This is a genomic window from Streptomyces sp. NPDC048650 (genome assembly GCF_043199095.1).
Classification (GTDB): Bacteria; Actinomycetota; Actinomycetes; order Streptomycetales; family Streptomycetaceae; genus Streptomyces.
This window is the reverse complement of the sequence record NZ_JBICVM010000001.1, coordinates 1,178,058-1,194,664: the sequence shown is the minus strand read 5'-3', so window position 1 is coordinate 1,194,664 and position 16,607 is coordinate 1,178,058. Positions and strand designations below refer to the sequence as shown.

The following is a 16,607-nucleotide window of genomic DNA, read 5'->3' as shown; positions in this document are numbered from 1 at the left end:
AGCCTATCCGGCCGGGTCCGGACGCCGAGCGTCAGCTTGGCTTTGCGTTGCTCCGGCGCAAAAAATCGCGGTCCGGTGCGGCTGCGCTCACCTGTCGCGCTTCTCCTTGATCTTCGCGGCCTTGCCGCGGAGCTCACGCAGGAAGTACAGCTTGGCGCGACGGACGTCACCGCGGGTCACGACCTCGATCTTCTCGACGATCGGGGTGTGCACCGGGAAGGTGCGCTCGACGCCGACGGAGAAGCTGACCTTGCGGACCGTGAAGGTCTCGCGCACGCCGGCGCCCTGACGGCGGATGACAACGCCCTTGAACTGCTGCACACGGGAGCGGTTGCCCTCGATGACGCGGACGTGGACGTTGACGGTGTCACCCGGGCGGAAGGCCGGGATGTCGCTGCGCTTCGACGCGGCGTCGACGGAGTCGAGAAGGTGCATGACCTACTGCTTTCTTCGCTGATGCCACAGGTCATCAACGGGATATGGAAGAGGATGTTTCGGGTTGCCGTCCGCCGGGCGGGCGTCGTTCCCCCTGTGGCAGGGGCGCACGCCGGACGCATACAGCAGCGGCCTATTCTTCCACGTCCTCGCTCGTGCGCCCAAATCGGCCGTCCTCCGCCCGCGACCAGCCCAGTGCGGCGAGGATCTCGCGGTCCTTTTTGTCGAAGGCCGCGGGGTCGGCGCGCGCGATGAGGTCGGGCCGGTTCAGGTCGGTGCGGCGGAACGCCTCGTCGCGGCGCCAGCGGGCGATCTTGCCGTGGTGGCCGCTGACGAGGACGTCGGGGATGGTGCGGCCGCGCCACTCGGGAGGCTTGGTGTAGACGGGGCCTTCGAGGAGGTCGGCCATCGCGCCGGGGGCGAAGGAGTCGTCCTGGTGGGAGGCGGCGTTGCCGAGGACGCCGGGCAGCAGGCGGGCGACGGCCTCGACCATGACGAGTACCGGAGCCTCGCCGCCGGCCAGGACGTAGTCGCCGATCGAGACCTCGCGGACGTCGAGGCGTTCGCCGTACTCGTCGATGACGCGGCGGTCGATGCCTTCGTAGCGGGCCGGGGTGAACACCAGCCAGTCCTTGGCGGAGAGTTCGACGGCGAGCTGCTGGGTGAACGGCTCACCGCTCGGGGTCGGAACGACCATGACCGGCCGGCCGTCGCCGGAGGCGAGGATGCCATCCAGCGCCTCTCCCCAGGGCTCGGGCTTCATGACCATGCCGGGGCCGCCGCCGTAGGGGGTGTCGTCGACGGTGTTGTGCTTGTCGTGCGTCCATTCCCGCAGGTCGTGGATGCGCACGTCGAGCTGTCCGCGGGCCCGCGCCTTGCCGACGAGGGAGACGTTGAGCGGTTCGAGGTACTCGGGGAAGATCGTGACGACGTCGAGCCGCATCAGCTGTCCTCGCGGGCGGAGGCGATCTCGGCCTGGGCGTCGTCGAGGAGACCGGGCGGCGGGTCGATGACGGCGCGCTGCTCCTCCAGGTCGATCTCCGGGACGATCTCGGTGACGAACGGGACCAGGACCTCGGCGCCGTCGGGCCGCTTGACGACCAGCAGGTCCTGGTAGGGCAGGTGGGAGACCTCGGCGATGCGGCCGACGGCGGTGCCGTCGACGGTGACGACGTCGAGGTCGATCAGCTGGTGGTCGTAGAACTCCTCGGGGTCCTCGGGGACCTCCTCGGGGTCGACCTCGGCGATGAGCAGGGTGTTGCGCAGGGCCTCGGCCGCCGTACGGTCGCCGACGCCTGCGAAGCGCAGCAGCAGCCGGCCGCTGTGCACCCGCCCGGTGGCGATGGTCAGCGGTCCGACGGAGGACGGGTCGGTGGCGAGGACGGCTCCCGGGGCGAGCCGGAGTTCGGGCTCGTCGGTGCGCACCTCCACGGTGACCTCGCCCTTGATTCCATGGGCGCGGCCGATCCGTGCGACTACCAGCTGCACGCTGTCTTCTCCCCTTTTCGCGGCGGCACCGCCGCCGCTGGTGCGGTGGTGGCCGAGGACCGTCGTGGTTCCTCGGTCGATGGTGCGGGCGCGGCGGGGCGCCCGCAAACGAACTCAGGCCGGGGACGGCTCGAAAGCCCTCCCCGGCCCGAGCCGGTGTTCAACTTGTCAGCGGACGTCGTCCACGTCGACGAGGTCGACGCGGATACCCCGGCCGCCGATGGCGCCCACTACGGTCCGCAGCGCACGGGCGGTACGGCCGTTGCGGCCGATCACCTTACCGAGGTCGTCGGGGTGGACCCGGACCTCGAGAACGCGCCCACGGCGCAGGGTGCGCGAGGCTACCTGCACGTCATCGGGGTTGTCGACGATGCCCTTGACGAGGTGCTCGAGGGCTTCCTCGAGCATGCTCAGGCCTCGGTCGACTCGGAGGCGGACTTGGCCTCGGCGGCCTCGTCAGCCTTCTTGTCGGCCTTCTTCGCCTTCGGGGTGATGGCCTCACCCTTGGGCTCGTTGCCGGAGTCCTTGGCGGCGGCCTCGAAGAGGGCGCGCTTGTCGACCTTGGGCTCGGCGACCTTCATCGGCGCCGGGGCGGGCAGGCCCTTGAACTTCTGCCAGTCGCCGGTGACCTTGAGGATGGCCGTGACGGGCTCGGTCGGCTGCGCGCCGACACTCAGCCAGTACTGGACACGCTCGGAGTCGACCTCGATGCGCGAGGGGTTCTGCACCGGGTGGTACAGGCCGATCTCCTCGATGGCCCGGCCGTCACGGCGGGTACGGGAGTCGGCGATGACGATGCGGTAGTGAGGCGAACGGATCTTGCCCAGACGCTTCAGCTTGATCTTGACTGCCACGGGAGTGGTGTCTCCTGGTCTTGACGTGGGTGGGCACAACGAGATGCCACGTGGGGTTGCGGTACTCGGATGCCCGATGGACGCGTCAGCCGGAGGAGAGAGGGGTCCTGTGCGACTGTCGAGTACAGCTGGCCATTGTGCCACACACCGTGCGGTCAGCCGACCGCGGCTACTTCGGGGATGCGGAACGGCTTGCCGCAGCCGCCGCAGACGATCGGCGCCTGGGCCAGCACGGACGGTACGACGCGGACGTTGCGGCCGCAGTCGCAGACGGCCTTGACGCGGACGCCGCCTCCGGAGGAGCCGTGCCGGGCGGCCGGGCCGCGGAAGCTGCGGGCGGTGTCGGTGGTGGTGGCGGCGCTGTGCGCCTTGAGGGCTCTGCTGAGGCGCTCGATGGTGGGGCGGTAGCGCCTTCTGGCCTCGGGGTTGAGCGTGACCAGGGAGAAGCCGCTGCTGGGATGCGGTTCGTCGACGTGGTCCAGGCCGAGTTCCTCGGCGATCGCCAGGAATCGGCGGTTGTGGTAGCGGCCTGCGCGGGAGGTGTCGCGGATGCCGCGGGCGGCGGCGATGCCGTGGACGGCCTCGTGGAGCAGCCGTTCGAAGGAGAGCTCGGCGCCACAGGCGGACGAGGACTCTCCGATCAGGGACTCGGGCGCGGCCAGGTCCGGCAGCTCGGGGTGGTGCCGTTGAATATCGGCCCACGCGAGCGCCAGCTCGGCGGCGAGTACAGGCGGTGTCGTGCTCACGTCGTGACAACGAGCCGGGGTCGTCAGGTGTTCCGATTCCGGGGCATCTCAAATAATTTGCACGTACCGGTCAGTTTCTGGTCATGGGTCGCACCGGGGGCGGCTCGTACCGATCGCGGCGGCCTCCGTCCGAGCGGCCCGGCGCTGCTCGGGCCCGGCGTACTCCCGCGTACGCCGCACGGCGTAATCCGCACGCCCGCCCGGGGGGCGATCACGGCGGCGATGTTACGGCCCCTTCCTGGGATGCCGGGCCCCGGGAGCCGGCTCCGGGGGCCGCGGCGGCGGGCGCAGGCGTGGCGGATCGGCGTGGGCCGGGGCAGGCTGAAGCGGCGATCAGGTGGCGGCCCCGGCGCATACGGGGGCGCGCGGGAGACAACCCCGGCGCACCCTCTGGACGCCCGGACAGATGCGCAGTTGTCTGGATTGCGGGGGCGCACAACGCTCGGACACGGGGGCGATCGGCACTGGACAGCTTCGGTTCTCGGCGAATAGGGGCGCTTTCGATGTCACCCACGCTCGTGCGGCACCACCTTGCGGACTCCGCTTCCCCGCCCGGCGACGGTCTGCCCGATCCGGCGGGCGCGCGGGCGCGGGCGCGTGACTGGGCGGAGATCCAGGAGCGGATGCTGGTGCCGCTGTACGAGGCCGCGTACGACCGGCTGGGGATCGGCGCCGGCACCCGGCTGCTGGGACTCGGCTGTGGTGCGGGGCTGGCGCTGCTGCTCGCGGCGGCGCGGGGTGCGCAGGTCAGCGGGGTGGATGTGGATGCCTCGCGGCTGGAGTTGGCGCGGGAGCGGCTCTCGCCGGACGGTGGGCCGGGGGCGGTCCGGCTGGTCGGTGGCCGGGTGGAGGCGGTGGCGTCCGACCGGGCGCCGTTCCATGTGATCACCGCGTTCCACCCGTCGGGCTGTGTGGGCACCGCCGAGGGTCTGACGGCGTCGCTGAACGCGGCGACGGCGCTGGCGGAGCGGGGCAGTGCGGTGGTGCTGGGCGGCTGGGGCCCGGTGGAGCGGTGTGCCACGGCGGGGGTGCTGCGGGTGGCGCAGCGGCTGGCCGATCCCCTGCGGGCGGGGGGCGGTGGCTGGCGGCCGAGCGGGCGGGACGATCTGGAGGAGCTGGCGGACCGGGCGGGGCTGCGGCCGGACGGTTCGGGGCGGGTGGCCTGCCCGTTCGGGTACGCGGATGTGGCGAGCGCGGTGCGCGGGCTGCTGTCGACGGGGGTGTTCGACGCGGCGCTGGAGGTGGCCGGGCGGCGGCAGGTGGAGAAGGAGCTCGGCGAGGCGCTGCATCCGCATCAGCGGGCGGACGGGACGGTCTGGATGCCGAACGTGTTCCGTTATGTGATCGCGCGGACGCGGTAGTCGGGCGCGGAGGGAAGGTTCATGGAGGCTCGGCTCGCCCGCCGTATCCGGCTGTTTCGCGACAGTGGTCAGGTCCGCCCGGAGGTCGCCGCGTTCGTGACGGCCGAGTTGGTGGCGTTGGCGGGCGAGGGGCGGCACATCACCGAGGACAGTGCGGGGATGCTGACCAGTCATCTGCTGATGGCCCTGACCCGGTCGTTGGAGGGCGGGCCGCCGGCGGAGTGCGCGGCGTCGTTGGCGGCGGAGCTGGCGGACCATCCCGAGGCGGTCGCCCGGGCCCGCGCGGTGGCCGTGCGGGCGGTCCGCGAGCTGGGCGCGGAGCTGTCCGGGCCCGAGATCCTGTTCCTGGCCCTGCACTTCGCCGTGCTGCGCGGGAATTCATCGCTGCGAAGGGATGCGTCATGACGAAGATCCTTACCGGTGGCGTCGCCAAGTCCGAGGTGGCCAGTGCAGTGGCGGGGCTGGGGCTGCCGGGTGTCGAGGTCCTGGTCAGCAATGACATGGATGCGGCCGTGCAGCTGCGGGCCGGGCAGGCGGACTACTTCCTGGGGACGTGCCAGACCGGGGCGGGCGCGTCGCTGGGTGTGCTGGTGGGCCTGTTGGGGTCGGCCGCCTGTCACACCTTCGGCCGGTCGGTGCCCACCGCGGAGCAGATCGAGGCGCTGCTGGGCGAGGGCAAGAAGGTCTTCGGGTTCGCCGTGGACCGGGTCGAGGCGGTCGTGCCGGCGCTCGCGCAGGCCATCGCGGTCCGTACGGCGTGACCGGTGGGCACGGGCCTGGTGCGTCTCGCCGCCGGCCGGGCGGACGGGCTGGACTTCTCGTGGGTGCAGCAGCTGACCGTCATCGCGGTGTGTGCGCTGACCGCGTTCGTCGCGCATCTGGCGCTGGCGGTCTTCAACGACGGTGTGCGGCCGTTCATGCTGGATCTCGTCCAGGGGCGGTCGACGCGCGGTGCGACGGCGGCGGTGTCCTTCGGGCTCTCGGCGGGGTTCGTCTTCGGGCTGGGGGCGCCGATGGCGCTGTCGTCGGGGGTGCTCAACCCGTGGCTGGTGTTCCTGCCCACCGATGTTCTCGGGATCCTGGCGCCGCGGAAGTGGCTGGCGCCGCTGCTGGGCGGGGCGTGGGGTGCGCTGGTCGTCTTCGGCCTCCAGGGTGCCGATGCGGCGGTGCGCGGGTTGCCGGTGGACTTCTTGACGGCGATGCAGCAGATGTCGACGCCGATCCTGTTCCTGTTCACGCTGTTCCCGGTGCTGGCGATCAGCAGGCAGTTCGGCCGGCTGCGGGGTGCGGTGGCGGGTGTGGTGGAGCTGGCCCTGGTGGTGCTGACGATGAAGCTGTGGCCGCAGGTGTTCCCCGGGGCGCTGGCGATGGCGGCCGGGGTGCTGCTGCTGATCGGCTTCGCGGTGGACCGGGATCTGCGGGAGCGGCGTACCGGGCCGGGGGGCGGGGCGGCGGACGACGCGATGGCGTCGCTGTTCAGTGCCGGTGCGGCCCGTCTGCGCCGGCATCTGCCGCTGTTCATGGCGCTGGGGGCGGGTGTGTGCGTCCTGGCGCAGATGCACATCTTCGGGGGCGGTGAGGCGACGAGTTTCCTGATCGCCCGGGGGAAGTACGCGGAGGCGGCGCAGGTCGACCTCTACCGAGTGCTCGGCTTCCTGCCGCTGATCGCCACCACGGCGCTGGCCTCCGGTGCGTACGGCATCGCGGGTTTCACCCTGGTCTATCCGCTCGGCTACGTCCTGCCGAGCCCGTATCTGGCGCTGCTGTGCGGTGCGGGGGTCTTCGCCGCCGAGGTGCTGGCGCTCAGCGGCATCGGCAGGTTGCTGGGGCGGCTGCCGTCGGTGCGCGACTCCTCGGAGCGGCTGCGTGGCGCGATCGGCGAGACCCTTCAACTGGCCATTGTCTTCGGCTCGTTGATGGCCGCCGATGCGATGGGCGGCGGGCTGGGCATTTTGATGGTCGGCGGGCTGTACCTGCTGAACGAGGCGATGGGGCGGGTGGTGGTGCGGATGGCCGCGGGGCCGGCGGCCGTCATCGCCGCCGGTGTCGCGCTCAACGTCCTGTGCTGGCTGGGCCTGTTCACTCCGGTCGCCGCCTCATGACCGGGGACACGGCCATGCCGGTGGTGACCGGGGCGGTGCGCGCGGCCGGTCTGCTGCACACCGTCGCCGGTCCGCTGTCCGCGGCCGACGTGTGCGGTCCGGTGCTCGCGCACGAACATCTGGCGCTCGATCTGTCCCGGGGGTCCGGCCCGAAGGCCGTCCTGGCGGCGCGGCACCGGGCGGCGGTCGCGGCGGAACTGGCCGTGCTCCGGAGGGATTTCGGGCTGTCGCTGGTCGTCGAGCTGACCTGCCGGGGCATGGGCCGGGACCTGGCCGCGCTGGCCCGGATCGCCGCGGCGTCGGGGGTCGCGGTCGTGGCGGCCACCGGCTGGTACTACGAGCGGTTCCATCCGCCCGAGGTGGTCGGTGCCGCCCCCGAGGTGCTGGCCCGGTCGCTGGTCGAGGAGATCGAGGACGGCCGCGGCGGCATCCGGCCGGGGGTGATCGGGGAGATCGGCAGCCATGGCGATCGGCCGAGCGAGCCCGAGTCGCGGGTGCTGCGGGCCGCGGCGCTGGCGGCCCGCGCCACCGGCCTGGCGGTCGTCACGCACGCCGGGCTGGGCCGGGGCGGTCGGGCCCAGCTGGAGCTGCTGACGGCGGCCGGGCTGGCGCCGCACCGCATCGCCATCGGTCACCAGGACCTCCTGGACGACCCGGCCGTGCACCGGGAGCTGGCGGCGGCGGGCGCGTACGTCTGCTTCGACACCATCGGCAAGGAGCACTACCGAAGCGATGCCGCCCGGCTGCGTCTGCTGCTGGCGCTCGTGGAGGCGGGGCATGCGGACCGGGCGCTGCTCAGCTGCGATGTCTCGCGGCACGGCTATCTGGTCGGTGCGGGCGGCGGCGGGTACGGGCATCTGTTCCGGTCCTTCGTGCCGCGGCTGCGGGCGGCCGGGGCGGACGAGGAGCTGATCGACGGGCTGGTCCGGCGCAATCCGCTGCGGTTCCTGACGGGGCGGGACGGCGAGTGGGGCGGCGCGGCGGGCGGTGCGTTCCGATGAGCGTGCGGCTGCCCAGGACCAGTCCCCTGCCCACCGTCGCGGTGGGCGATGCCACCGCACGGCAGTTCCGCCTGCTGGAGTGCACCGCCCGCCACTTCGAGGGGCAGCAGCTCTTCGAGGCGGACGCCGGGGTCGTCCCGGGGCCGGGGCGGCCGCGTACCACCGCCCGGGTCGAGGCGGTGCTCGCCGACTTCTTCGGGGCCGAGGCGGCGGCCCTGGTGCAGGGTGCGGGCACCGGCGCCATCCGGGCCGCGCTGGCCGCCGTGGTGGGGCCGGGGGATCCGCTGCTGATCCACCGGGCGCCGGTCTACCGCACCACCGCCGTCACCCTGCGCGGCCTGGGCGTACGGGCCGTGGAGGCGGATTTCAACGATCCGGGGGCGCTGGCTGAGGCGCTGGCCTCGGGCCGGTTCGGCTGGGGGTATGTGCAGCACACCCGGCAGCGGCTCGCGGACTCCTACGATCTTGGTGAGGTGCTGGCGGCGTGCCGTGCGGCGGGGCTGCGCACCGTCGTGGACGACAACTACGCGGCGCTGCGGGTGCCGTGGTGCGGGGTGGAGCTGGGTGCGGACGCCTCCTGCTTCTCGCTGTTCAAGCTGCACGGCCCGGAGGGGGTGGGGGTGGTGGTCGGTGCGGCGGACGTGGTGGCGCGGGTGCGTGCGGACAACTCCTCGGGCGGCGGGCAGGTGCAGGGCCATCAGGCGCTGGACGCGCTGCGGGCGCTGACGCATGTGCCGGTGATGTGGGCGGTGCAGTCGGCGGTGGGGGCGGAGGTGGCCGGGCGGCTGGCGGCGGGGGCGGTGCCGGGGGTCGCAGAGGTCGCGCTGGCCAACGCGCAGGACCGCTGTCTGCTGGTGCGGTTGGACCACCCGCTCGCCCGCGCGCTGCCGGCGGCGGCCGCGCGGCACGGCGCCGCCGCGTATCCCGTCGGCGCGAACTCCCGCTACGAGATCGCCCCGCTGTTCTACCGGCTGTCGGGCTCCGCGCTGGCCGATGCCCCCGAGCTCGCCGACTGGACCGTACGCATCAACCCGATGCGCGCGGGCGCGGATCTGGTCGTGGACATCCTCGCGCGGGCCCTGGCCGATCTGCACCGCGGCGAAGGGTGACGGGCCGTGTTCCTCGACGCCGTCCTCGCCCGCAATCCGCGCCTGGTCGGGTGCGCGGCCGACCTGCACCGCAGCGGCGCCGTCCCGCCCGACACCTACGTGCTGGACCTGGACGCCGTCCGGGCCAATGCGGCCCTGCTCGCCGCCGGGGCCGACCGGCTCGGCCTGGCCCTGTGGTTCGTGGTCAAGCAGGTGGGCCGCAATCCGGAGCTGGTGCGGGCGATCGCCGGGCACATTCCGCGCTTCGCCGCGATCGACGCGCCGGAGGCCCGGGTGCTGCACGCGGCGGGCGCCCGGCCCGGGAACCTCGGGCATCTGGTGCAGGTGCCCCACCGTGCGCTGCCGGGCATGCTGGCCTGGCGGCCGGAGGCGGTCACGGTCTACGACCTGGCCAATGCCCGGGCCGTGTCCGAGGCGGCCGTCCGGCTCGGCGTGGTCCAGGACGTCCTGGTCCGGATCGAGGGTGCCGCGGGCGCGGTCCATCCGGGCCAGGAGGGCGGGGTGCCGCTCGGCGGGCTGGAGGCGTTCGCCGCCGGTGTCGAACGGCTGCCGGGGGTACGCATCGCGGGGGTGACGGCCTTCCCGTGTCTGGCGTGCGCCCCGGGGTCGGGGCGGGTGGCGCCCACCCCGAACCTCCGCCTCGCGGGTGAGGCACGGCGGCTGCTGGCGGCGCGGAGCGGTGGCGATCCGTCCCGGCTGGTCCTGAGCGCCCCCGGCGTGACGTGTCTGGCGAGCCTGCCCCTGCTGGCCCGGCTCGGCGCCACGCACGGCGAGCCCGGCCACGCGCTGACCGGCACCACTCCCCTGCACGCCGCCGGGCCGCCGCAGCCGGAGCGTCCCGCCTACGTCTACGTCACCGAGGTCGCGCACACCCTCGCCGACGGCAGCCCGGCACTGTTCGGCGGCGGCTTCTATCCCCGGGGCGGCGTCCGGTCGGCGCTGATTCCGCGTACCGGTGCCCGGCTCGCCGTGCGGGAGGCACCCGCCGGGAACATCGACTACTACCGGCTGCTGGAGCCGGGGGATGCGCGGGCGGGCGATACCGCCGTGCTCGCCTTCCGTACCCAGATGTTCGTCACCCGCAGCACGGTCGCGGTGGTCGCCGGGCTGGCGGACGGCGCGCCGGAGCTGACCGGTCTGTACGACCCGTGGGGCCGCCCGGTGGCGGGACCGCACGGCTGAGCCCCCGGGCGCGGCGGGGCGTCCGGGGGCTCGGCGGGGCGAGGGTCAGCCCATGAACTTCTTGAACTCCTCGGGGAGTTCGAAGTTGCCCTGCTGCTCGTCGCCCGGCGGCAGGCCGAGCGGGTTGCCGGCCTGGGCGGCCTCACGGCGGGCGGCCGCGGCCTCCTCGTCGGCCTTGCGCTTCATCGGGTTGCCGCTCTTGCGCTTGCCCTTGGCCTGCTTGACCTGCTTCTTCTTCCGGGCGGCGCCGCCCCCCATGCCGGGCATGCCGGGCATGCCGGGCATGCCGCCGCCCTGAGCCATCTTCGACATCATCTTGCGGGCGTCGAAGAACCGCTCCACGAGGCCCTTGACGGTGCTGACGTCGACGCCGGAGCCCTTGGCGATGCGGGCGCGGCGCGAGCCGTTGATGATCGTGGGGTCCTGGCGCTCGGCCGGGGTCATCGACTTGATGACGGCGGCGGTGCGGTCGACCTCGCGCTCGTCGAGGTTGTTGATCTGGTCCTTCATCTGGCCCATGCCGGGCAGCATGCCGAGCAGCTTGGAGATGGAGCCCATCTTGCGGACCTGTTCCATCTGGGCCAGGAAGTCGTCGAGGGTGAACTCCTTCGGGCCCTTCGCCAGCTTGGCCGCCATCTTCTCGGCCTCTTGCTGGCTGAAGGTCTGCTCGGCCTTCTCGATCAGCGAGAGCATGTCGCCCATGCCGAGGATGCGGGACGCCATGCGGTCCGGGTGGAACGCGTCGAACTCGTCCAGCTTCTCGCCGTTGGAGGCGAACATGATCTGCTTGCCGGTGACGTGCGCGACGGAGAGCGCGGCACCGCCCCGGGCGTCGCCGTCCAGCTTGGACAGGACGACGCCGTCGAAGCCGACGCCGTCGCGGAAGGCCTCCGCGGTGTTGACCGCGTCCTGACCGATCATGGCGTCGACGACGAAGAGGATCTCGTCGGGGCTGACCGCGTCGCGGATGTCCGCGGCCTGCTGCATCATCTCCTGGTCGATGCCCAGGCGGCCGGCGGTGTCGACGATGACGACGTCGTGCTGCTTGGTCCGTGCGTGCGCGATCGAGTCCTTGGCGACCTGGACCGGGTCGCCGACGCCGTTGCCCGGCTCGGGGCCGTAGAAGGCGACGCCCGCGCGCTCGGAGACGACCTGGAGCTGGTTGACGGCGTTGGGGCGCTGGAGGTCGCAGGCGACCAGCAGCGGGGCGTGGCCCTGGCTCTTGAGCCAGCGGCCGAGCTTGCCGGCGAGGGTGGTCTTACCGGCGCCCTGGAGACCGGCGAGCATGATCACGGTCGGCGAGGTCTTGGCGAAGCGCAGTCGGCGGGTCTCGCCGCCCAGGATGGTGATCAGCTCGTCGTTGACGATCTTGATGACCTGCTGGGCGGGGTTCAGTGCCTGGGAGACCTCGCTGCCGGTGGCGCGCTCCTTGACCTGCTTGATGAAGGCGCGGACCACGGGGAGGGCGACATCGGCCTCGAGCAGGGCGATACGGATCTCCCGCGCGGTGGCGTCGATGTCCGCCTCGCTCAGGCGGCCCTTGCCCCGGAGGTTTTTGAAAGTACTCGCCAAGCGGTCGGAAAGCGTATCGAACACGGCGGTCGTCGATCCTCGGGGTCGGGGGCGGGGTCCAGTCGGGTTCTAGGGTATCCGCCTTCGCAAGCCGAGCGGGCCGGGCCTCCGCCGCCGGGCGCCCGGGGGCGGGTGCGACGCGCCGCCGGGCGGGCGGGCGCCGCCCCCGGGCGCGGTCCGGCGGGCGCCCCCTAGAGCAGCGCCCTCTGCAGGGTCTCGGCCAGGGCCGTCGCCGCCGCCTCCGGCAGCGGCCGGCCGTCCGGGCCGGTCACGTAGAAGGCGTCCACGGCGTTCGCTCCCAGCGTGCTGATGTGGGCGCTGCGGACGTAGACGCCGGCGTCCTCCAGGGCCCGCCCGATGCGGTGCAGCAGCCCGTGGGCGTCCTGCGCGCGGACCTCGATGACGGTCGCGGTGCGGGAGCTTCCGCGGGCGACGGCGACCCGGGGCGGCGGGGCGAGGGTGGCGCGGGAGCGGCGGGCGTAGGCGCGTTCGCGTTCGGCGAGGCGGGCGGGGACGTCCAGGTGGCCCTCCAGGGTGCGGACCAGGTCCACCCGCAGCCGGTCGGCGTCCGGCAGCGAGCCGTATTCGGCGGCCACCCGCCAGCTGAGTACGAGGACCGGGCCCTCTCCTATGGGATCGAGGGTGCGCAGGTCGGCGGCGCGGACGGTGAGGCGGTGCAGCGCCAGGACGCCGGCCGCGGCGGGCAGTACGCCGGGCTGGTCGGGTACGGCGATGAGGAGTTCGACGCCGACGGGTTGCTGGGCGGGGGTCTCGGCCGGGGTCCCGGTGGAGGTGTCGGCCGGCGGCTCGGGGGGCGGCTCGGCCCGGGCGTGCAGGGCCAGGACCGGGCCTTTGGTGCGCCGGGCCTCGACGGCCAGCCGCTCCTGCTCGGCGGTCGGCTCGTCGGCGGCGCCGTCGTCCCCTTCGCTCTCCCCCGCGAGTCGTGCGGCGACCCGGTCGACCAGGTCGGCGACGAGCCCGCCGCGCCAGGCGCTCCAGGCGGCGGGTCCGGTGGCGAGGGCGTCGGCCTCGGTCAGGGCGTGCAGCAGCTCCAGCGTGCCGGGGTCGCCGACCGCGTCCGCGACGGCGCCGACGGTGGCCGGGTCGTCGAGGTCGCGCCGGGTCGCCGTCTCGACGAGGAGGAGGTGGTGGCGTACGAGGGAGCCGATCACGGACCGGTCGCGGGCGTCGAGGCCGAGGCGGGTGGCCACCTCGACGGCGATGTCCGCGCCGGCCACCGAGTGGTCGCCGGGCCGGCCCTTGCCGATGTCGTGCAGCAGGGCGGCGATCAGCAGCAGGTCGGGGCGGTGCACCCGGCGGGTCAGGGCGGAGGCGCGGACGGCCGTCTCGACCAGGTGACGGTCGACGGTCCAGGTGTGGACGGGATTGCGCTGGGGGCGGCAGCGGACCCGCTCCCATTCGGGCAGCAGCCGCGTGACGATGCCCTCGGCCTCCAGCGACTCCCATACGGGCACGGTGGGCGCGCCCGCGCCGAGGAGGGTCACCAGCTGTTCGCGGGCCTCGGCGGGCCAGGGTGTCGGCAGCGGCCGGGCGGCCGAGGCGGCGGCGCAGCGGCGGATGGCGTGGGTGGCGAGCGGCAGCCCGGCCTGGGCGGCGGCGGCCGCGGCGCGCAGCACCAGCACCGGGTCGTGCTCGGGACGGGCGGTCCGGGCGAGGACCGCCTCGCCGTCGAGTTCGACGACGCCCTCGGCCAGCGGTGACCGGTCCCCTTTGCCTGCTGCCCGGCCGGGCAGCAGGCCGCGCAGCGTGGGCCGGACGGAGCGGGCGCGCAGGACCCGGCCGACCTCGCGCCAGGTGACGTCGGCGGCGTAGGAGATGGTGCGGGCGGACTCGTAGGTCCGGCGGAGGAGGACGTCGGCGTCCGCCTCGCCGAGGGTGTCGGCGACCTGGCTCTGTTCCTGGAGGGAGAGCCGGTCGGTGGCGCGTCCGGTGACCAGATGGAGCGCGTCGCGGGTGTCGAGGAGGCGGGTGCGGGCGGCTTCCAGGCCGCCGCGGGGTGCGTCGGCGAGCCAGGAGGCGGCGACGGCCCGGAGCGCGGTGGCGTCCCGCAGACCGCCCTTGGCCTCCTTGAGGTCCGGTTCGAGGAGGAACTGGAGCTCGCCCTGGCGTTCCGCGCGCTCCTGGCACAGCTCGTGGAGTTCCGGGAGGCGCTTTGCGGCGGTCTCGCGCCAGCCGGCGTAGGCGGCGGTGCGCAGGGCGGCGGTGAGTTCACCGTCGCCGGCCAGGTGGCGGGCGTCGAGCAGGCCCAGCTGCACCTTGAGGTCCTCGCGGGCGGCCTTGCGGGCCTCGGCGGGGGTGCGTACGGCGTGGTCGAGGTCGAGGCCCAGGTCCCAGACGGGGTACCAGAGGTGGTCGGCGAGTGCGGCGACGGCGTCGGTGCCGGCGCGGCCGTCGTGCAGCAGCAGGAGGTCGAGGTCGCTGCGGGGGGAGAGTTCGCCGCGGCCGTAGCCGCCGACCGCGACGAGGGCGGCGCCGGGGATGCCGGCGGCGGTGGCAGCGCGGTCCAGGAGGGCGGCGAGCCAGTTGTCGGTCAGCCGGGCGAGGGCGGCGCGCCGGTCGGGCCCGGTGCGCGTGTCGCTCTGGAGGAGCCGCAGCCGGGCGGCGGCGTAACCGCCGTCGGGGAGCGGCTGGGCCCCGGTGTTCTCCTTGGCGCTGTCCGTCACCTGAGTTCCTCCTGGACCGCGTGGTGGGGGTGGGCCGGCAGCTGTCGGGCCGGCCCACCGCGGACTTCGGCCGAGCGGCACCGCGGCGGGCCGCCCGGGGGCGGCGCCGGCCGGGCACCGAGGGGGCTACAGCGCGTCGGGCCCGCGCTCCCCGGTGCGCACCCGCACCGCGTCGTCGACGGGGATGCTCCACACCTTGCCGTCCCCGATCTTGCCGGTACGGGCCGCCTTGACGACGACGTCCAGCAGCTCCTGCACATCGGCGTCCTCCACCAGGACCTCGATGCGGATCTTGGGCACCAGGTCGACGGTGTACTCGGCGCCGCGGTACACCTCGGTGTGGCCGCGCTGCCGGCCGTAGCCGCTGGCCTCGGTGACGGTCAGGCCGTGCACCCCGAAGGCGTGCAGGGCCTCCTTCACCTCGTCCAGCCGGTGCGGCTTGATTACTGCCGTGATGAGCTTCACGCGTCCACCTTCTTCGTCAGGGTCTCGCCGAGTGCCGGGCCCTTGCGGGCCATCGAGCCGCCGCCCGCGCCGGTGAAGTCGTACGCCGTCTCGGCGTGTGCGGCCTGGTCGATGCCGGAGATCTCCTCGTCCGCATCGATCCGGAAGCCCATCACCAGGTCGATGGCCTTGGCAAGGACGTAGGAGACGACGAGCGAGTACAGCAGGACGCAGACCACTCCGACGGCCTGCCGGCCGAGCTGGTCGAGGCCGCCGCCGTAGAAGAGGCCCTTGGCCGTGCTCTGCACGCCGCCGGTGGCGAACAGGCCGATCAGCAGCGAGCCGGTGACACCGCCGACCAGGTGGACGCCGATGACGTCCAGGGAGTCGTCGTAGCCGAACCTGTACTTCAGGCCGACGGCCATGGCGCACAGCACGCCGGCGATCACGCCGACCGCGATGGCGCCCAGCGGGCTGACGGCGCCGCAGGCCGGGGTGATCGCGACGAGTCCGGCGACCGCGCCGGAGGCGGCTCCCAGTGTGGTGAACGAGCCGTGCCGCAGCTTTTCGTAGGCGAGCCAGCCGAGCATCGCGGCGGCGGTGGCGACCTGGGTGTTGAGGAAGGCGACCGCGCCGATGCCGTCGTCGTTGCCCAGCCAGGAGCCGGCGTTGAAGCCGAACCAGCCGAACCAGAGCAGACCGGCGCCGAGCATCACCAGCGGCAGGCTGTGGGGCCGCATCGGGTCCCTCTTGAAGCCGATGCGCTTGCCGACGACGAGGATCACGCCGAGCGCCGCCGCACCGGCGTTGATGTGGACGGCCGTGCCGCCGGCGAAGTCGATGACCTTCAGCTCGAACAGCCAGCCGCCCTCGCCCCACACCCAGTGGGCGACGGGGAAGTAGACGACGGTGACCCACAGGGCGATGAACAGCGCCCAGGCGGTGAACTTCACCCGGTCCGCGAGCGCACCGCTGATCAGCGCGGGTGTGATGATCGCGAACATCAGCTGGAAGACGGCGAAGACGTAGACGGGGATGGTGCTGGTGCCCCACAGCTCGGTCAGGCCGATGTCGCTGAACCCGGCGAAGTGGCCGTCCCAGCCGATGAAGCCGCCCTTGTCGGTGCCGAAGGAGAGTCCGAAGCCGTACAGGACCCACAGAAGGGTCACGATGCCGAGGCTGATGAAGCTCATCATCAGCATGTTGAGCACGCTCTTGACCCGGACCATTCCTCCGTAGAAGAAGGCGAGTGCGGGGGTCATGACCATCACCAGTGCCGAGCAGATCAGCATGAATCCGGTGTTGGCGGGGCTCAGTGTGGCCTTGTCTGCTGCCATCGTCAGGATGCCTGGGGGCATCGGCGTCTCCTCGTCGTCGATGCGGCCCGTGCGGGCTTGGTTCTGGTGGGCCGACTTCGCGTTGAGGTTGTCGCAGCGTGGTTTCCGCCAAACCTTGCCGGTGTTTCACGGCAGTGACGAAGACGGCGCACGTGTTACGCCGAGGTGAACTCCGACCCGGCCGCAGCCCACCCGTCCGGCCCAGCGCGACCGGCAAGGACCCGGCCGCGGCTGCGCACCCGCATGACCTGGCGTGGGGAAGCCGAGTCGGGCTGTACGGGGCGGCGGCCGC

At 73.2% G+C, this 16,607-nt stretch carries 17 protein-coding genes; 7 read left to right on the top strand and 10 right to left on the bottom strand.

Going from position 1 to position 16,607, the window contains the following annotated elements; genetic code table 11:
* Positions 1–87 precede the first annotated feature (87 nt).
* The 6 genes from rplS to ACGFML_RS05440 all read right to left on the bottom strand — a co-directional run bounded on the left by rplS (position 88) and on the right by ACGFML_RS05440 (position 3,523).
* The gene (gene rplS / locus ACGFML_RS05465) at positions 88–435 is read right to left on the bottom strand and encodes a 50S ribosomal protein L19 (RefSeq protein WP_393540187.1); all 348 of its coding nucleotides are present in this window, start codon (positions 433–435) and stop codon (positions 88–90) included.
* A gap of 133 nt (positions 436–568) precedes the next feature.
* Positions 569–1,378, bottom strand: coding sequence for a tRNA (guanosine(37)-N1)-methyltransferase TrmD (gene trmD / locus ACGFML_RS05460; protein ID WP_393540184.1), 810 nt, complete (start codon positions 1,376–1,378; stop codon positions 569–571).
* Positions 1,378–1,923 (bottom strand): ribosome maturation factor RimM, encoded by a 546-nt coding sequence (rimM, locus tag ACGFML_RS05455; protein WP_393540182.1) that lies wholly within the window; start codon positions 1,921–1,923, stop codon positions 1,378–1,380. Before rimM ends, trmD begins: the two co-directional genes overlap by 1 nt.
* A gap of 168 nt (positions 1,924–2,091) precedes the next feature.
* Positions 2,092–2,331, bottom strand: coding sequence for an RNA-binding protein (locus ACGFML_RS05450; protein ID WP_030071708.1), 240 nt, complete (start codon positions 2,329–2,331; stop codon positions 2,092–2,094).
* Between the two features lie 2 nt (positions 2,332–2,333).
* Positions 2,334–2,777, bottom strand: a complete 444-nt coding sequence (gene rpsP, locus ACGFML_RS05445) for a 30S ribosomal protein S16 (protein WP_393540180.1) — start codon at positions 2,775–2,777, stop codon at positions 2,334–2,336.
* A gap of 155 nt (positions 2,778–2,932) precedes the next feature.
* Positions 2,933–3,523, bottom strand: a complete 591-nt coding sequence (locus ACGFML_RS05440) for a hypothetical protein (RefSeq protein WP_393540178.1) — start codon at positions 3,521–3,523, stop codon at positions 2,933–2,935.
* Positions 3,524–4,026: 503 nt separating this feature from the next.
* On the opposite strand from ACGFML_RS05440, the gene ACGFML_RS05435 reads away from it, so the two are divergent.
* The 7 genes from ACGFML_RS05435 to ACGFML_RS05405 are packed head-to-tail and all read left to right on the top strand — an operon-like array spanning position 4,027 to position 10,278.
* Complete coding sequence (locus ACGFML_RS05435) at positions 4,027–4,884, top strand: methyltransferase domain-containing protein (protein ID WP_393540175.1); 858 nt, start codon at positions 4,027–4,029, stop codon at positions 4,882–4,884.
* 21 nt (positions 4,885–4,905) lie between these two features.
* Positions 4,906–5,289, top strand: coding sequence for a transcriptional antiterminator (locus ACGFML_RS05430; RefSeq protein WP_393540172.1), 384 nt, complete (start codon positions 4,906–4,908; stop codon positions 5,287–5,289).
* Positions 5,286–5,645, top strand: coding sequence for a DUF2620 domain-containing protein (locus tag ACGFML_RS05425; protein WP_393540170.1), 360 nt, complete (start codon positions 5,286–5,288; stop codon positions 5,643–5,645). Before ACGFML_RS05430 ends, ACGFML_RS05425 begins: the two co-directional genes overlap by 4 nt.
* 3 nt (positions 5,646–5,648) lie before the next feature.
* A complete protein-coding gene (locus ACGFML_RS05420; RefSeq protein ID WP_393540169.1) occupies positions 5,649–6,986 on the top strand; it encodes a YhfT family protein in 1,338 nt (445 codons plus the stop codon).
* Positions 6,983–7,987, top strand: coding sequence for a phosphotriesterase (locus tag ACGFML_RS05415; RefSeq protein ID WP_393540167.1), 1,005 nt, complete (start codon positions 6,983–6,985; stop codon positions 7,985–7,987). Before ACGFML_RS05420 ends, ACGFML_RS05415 begins: the two co-directional genes overlap by 4 nt.
* Positions 7,984–9,096 carry an aminotransferase class V-fold PLP-dependent enzyme gene (locus ACGFML_RS05410; protein WP_393540166.1) on the top strand — a complete coding sequence of 371 codons (1,113 nt, stop codon included), beginning with the start codon at positions 7,984–7,986 and terminating at the stop codon, positions 9,094–9,096. Before ACGFML_RS05415 ends, ACGFML_RS05410 begins: the two co-directional genes overlap by 4 nt.
* Positions 9,097–9,102: 6 nt before the next feature.
* Positions 9,103–10,278 carry an alanine racemase gene (locus ACGFML_RS05405; RefSeq protein ID WP_393540165.1) on the top strand — a complete coding sequence of 392 codons (1,176 nt, stop codon included), beginning with the start codon at positions 9,103–9,105 and terminating at the stop codon, positions 10,276–10,278.
* Positions 10,279–10,323: 45 nt separating this feature from the next.
* Here the strand turns inward: ACGFML_RS05405 and ffh are convergent, their stop codons facing one another.
* The 4 genes from ffh to ACGFML_RS05385 all read right to left on the bottom strand — a co-directional run bounded on the left by ffh (position 10,324) and on the right by ACGFML_RS05385 (position 16,336).
* Positions 10,324–11,874, bottom strand: coding sequence for a signal recognition particle protein (ffh, locus tag ACGFML_RS05400; RefSeq protein WP_393540164.1), 1,551 nt, complete (start codon positions 11,872–11,874; stop codon positions 10,324–10,326).
* Between the two features lie 167 nt (positions 11,875–12,041).
* Positions 12,042–14,534, bottom strand: coding sequence for a [protein-PII] uridylyltransferase (locus ACGFML_RS05395; protein ID WP_393540162.1), 2,493 nt, complete (start codon positions 14,532–14,534; stop codon positions 12,042–12,044).
* Between the two features lie 126 nt (positions 14,535–14,660).
* Positions 14,661–14,999: a P-II family nitrogen regulator gene (locus ACGFML_RS05390; RefSeq protein WP_393540159.1), complete on the bottom strand. Its 339-nt coding sequence runs from the start codon at positions 14,997–14,999 to the stop codon at positions 14,661–14,663.
* Positions 14,996–16,336: an ammonium transporter gene (locus tag ACGFML_RS05385; protein WP_393540158.1), complete on the bottom strand. Its 1,341-nt coding sequence runs from the start codon at positions 16,334–16,336 to the stop codon at positions 14,996–14,998. Before ACGFML_RS05385 ends, ACGFML_RS05390 begins: the two co-directional genes overlap by 4 nt.
* Positions 16,337–16,607: the final 271 nt, after the last annotated feature.

Excerpts from the sequence above, each read along its gene's own strand:
- rplS (WP_393540187.1), bottom strand. The coding sequence starts at position 435 with ATGCACCTTCTCGACTCCGTCGACGCCGCGTCGAAGCGCAGCGACATC.
- trmD (WP_393540184.1), bottom strand. The coding sequence starts at position 1,378 with ATGCGGCTCGACGTCGTCACGATCTTCCCCGAGTACCTCGAACCGCTC.
- ACGFML_RS05450 (WP_030071708.1), bottom strand. The coding sequence starts at position 2,331 with ATGCTCGAGGAAGCCCTCGAGCACCTCGTCAAGGGCATCGTCGACAAC.
- ACGFML_RS05435 (WP_393540175.1), top strand. The coding sequence starts at position 4,027 with ATGTCACCCACGCTCGTGCGGCACCACCTTGCGGACTCCGCTTCCCCG.
- ACGFML_RS05430 (WP_393540172.1), top strand. The coding sequence starts at position 4,906 with ATGGAGGCTCGGCTCGCCCGCCGTATCCGGCTGTTTCGCGACAGTGGT.
- ACGFML_RS05425 (WP_393540170.1), top strand. The coding sequence starts at position 5,286 with ATGACGAAGATCCTTACCGGTGGCGTCGCCAAGTCCGAGGTGGCCAGT.
- ACGFML_RS05415 (WP_393540167.1), top strand. The coding sequence starts at position 6,983 with ATGACCGGGGACACGGCCATGCCGGTGGTGACCGGGGCGGTGCGCGCG.
- ACGFML_RS05410 (WP_393540166.1), top strand. The coding sequence starts at position 7,984 with ATGAGCGTGCGGCTGCCCAGGACCAGTCCCCTGCCCACCGTCGCGGTG.
- ACGFML_RS05385 (WP_393540158.1), bottom strand. The coding sequence starts at position 16,336 with ATGCCCCCAGGCATCCTGACGATGGCAGCAGACAAGGCCACACTGAGC.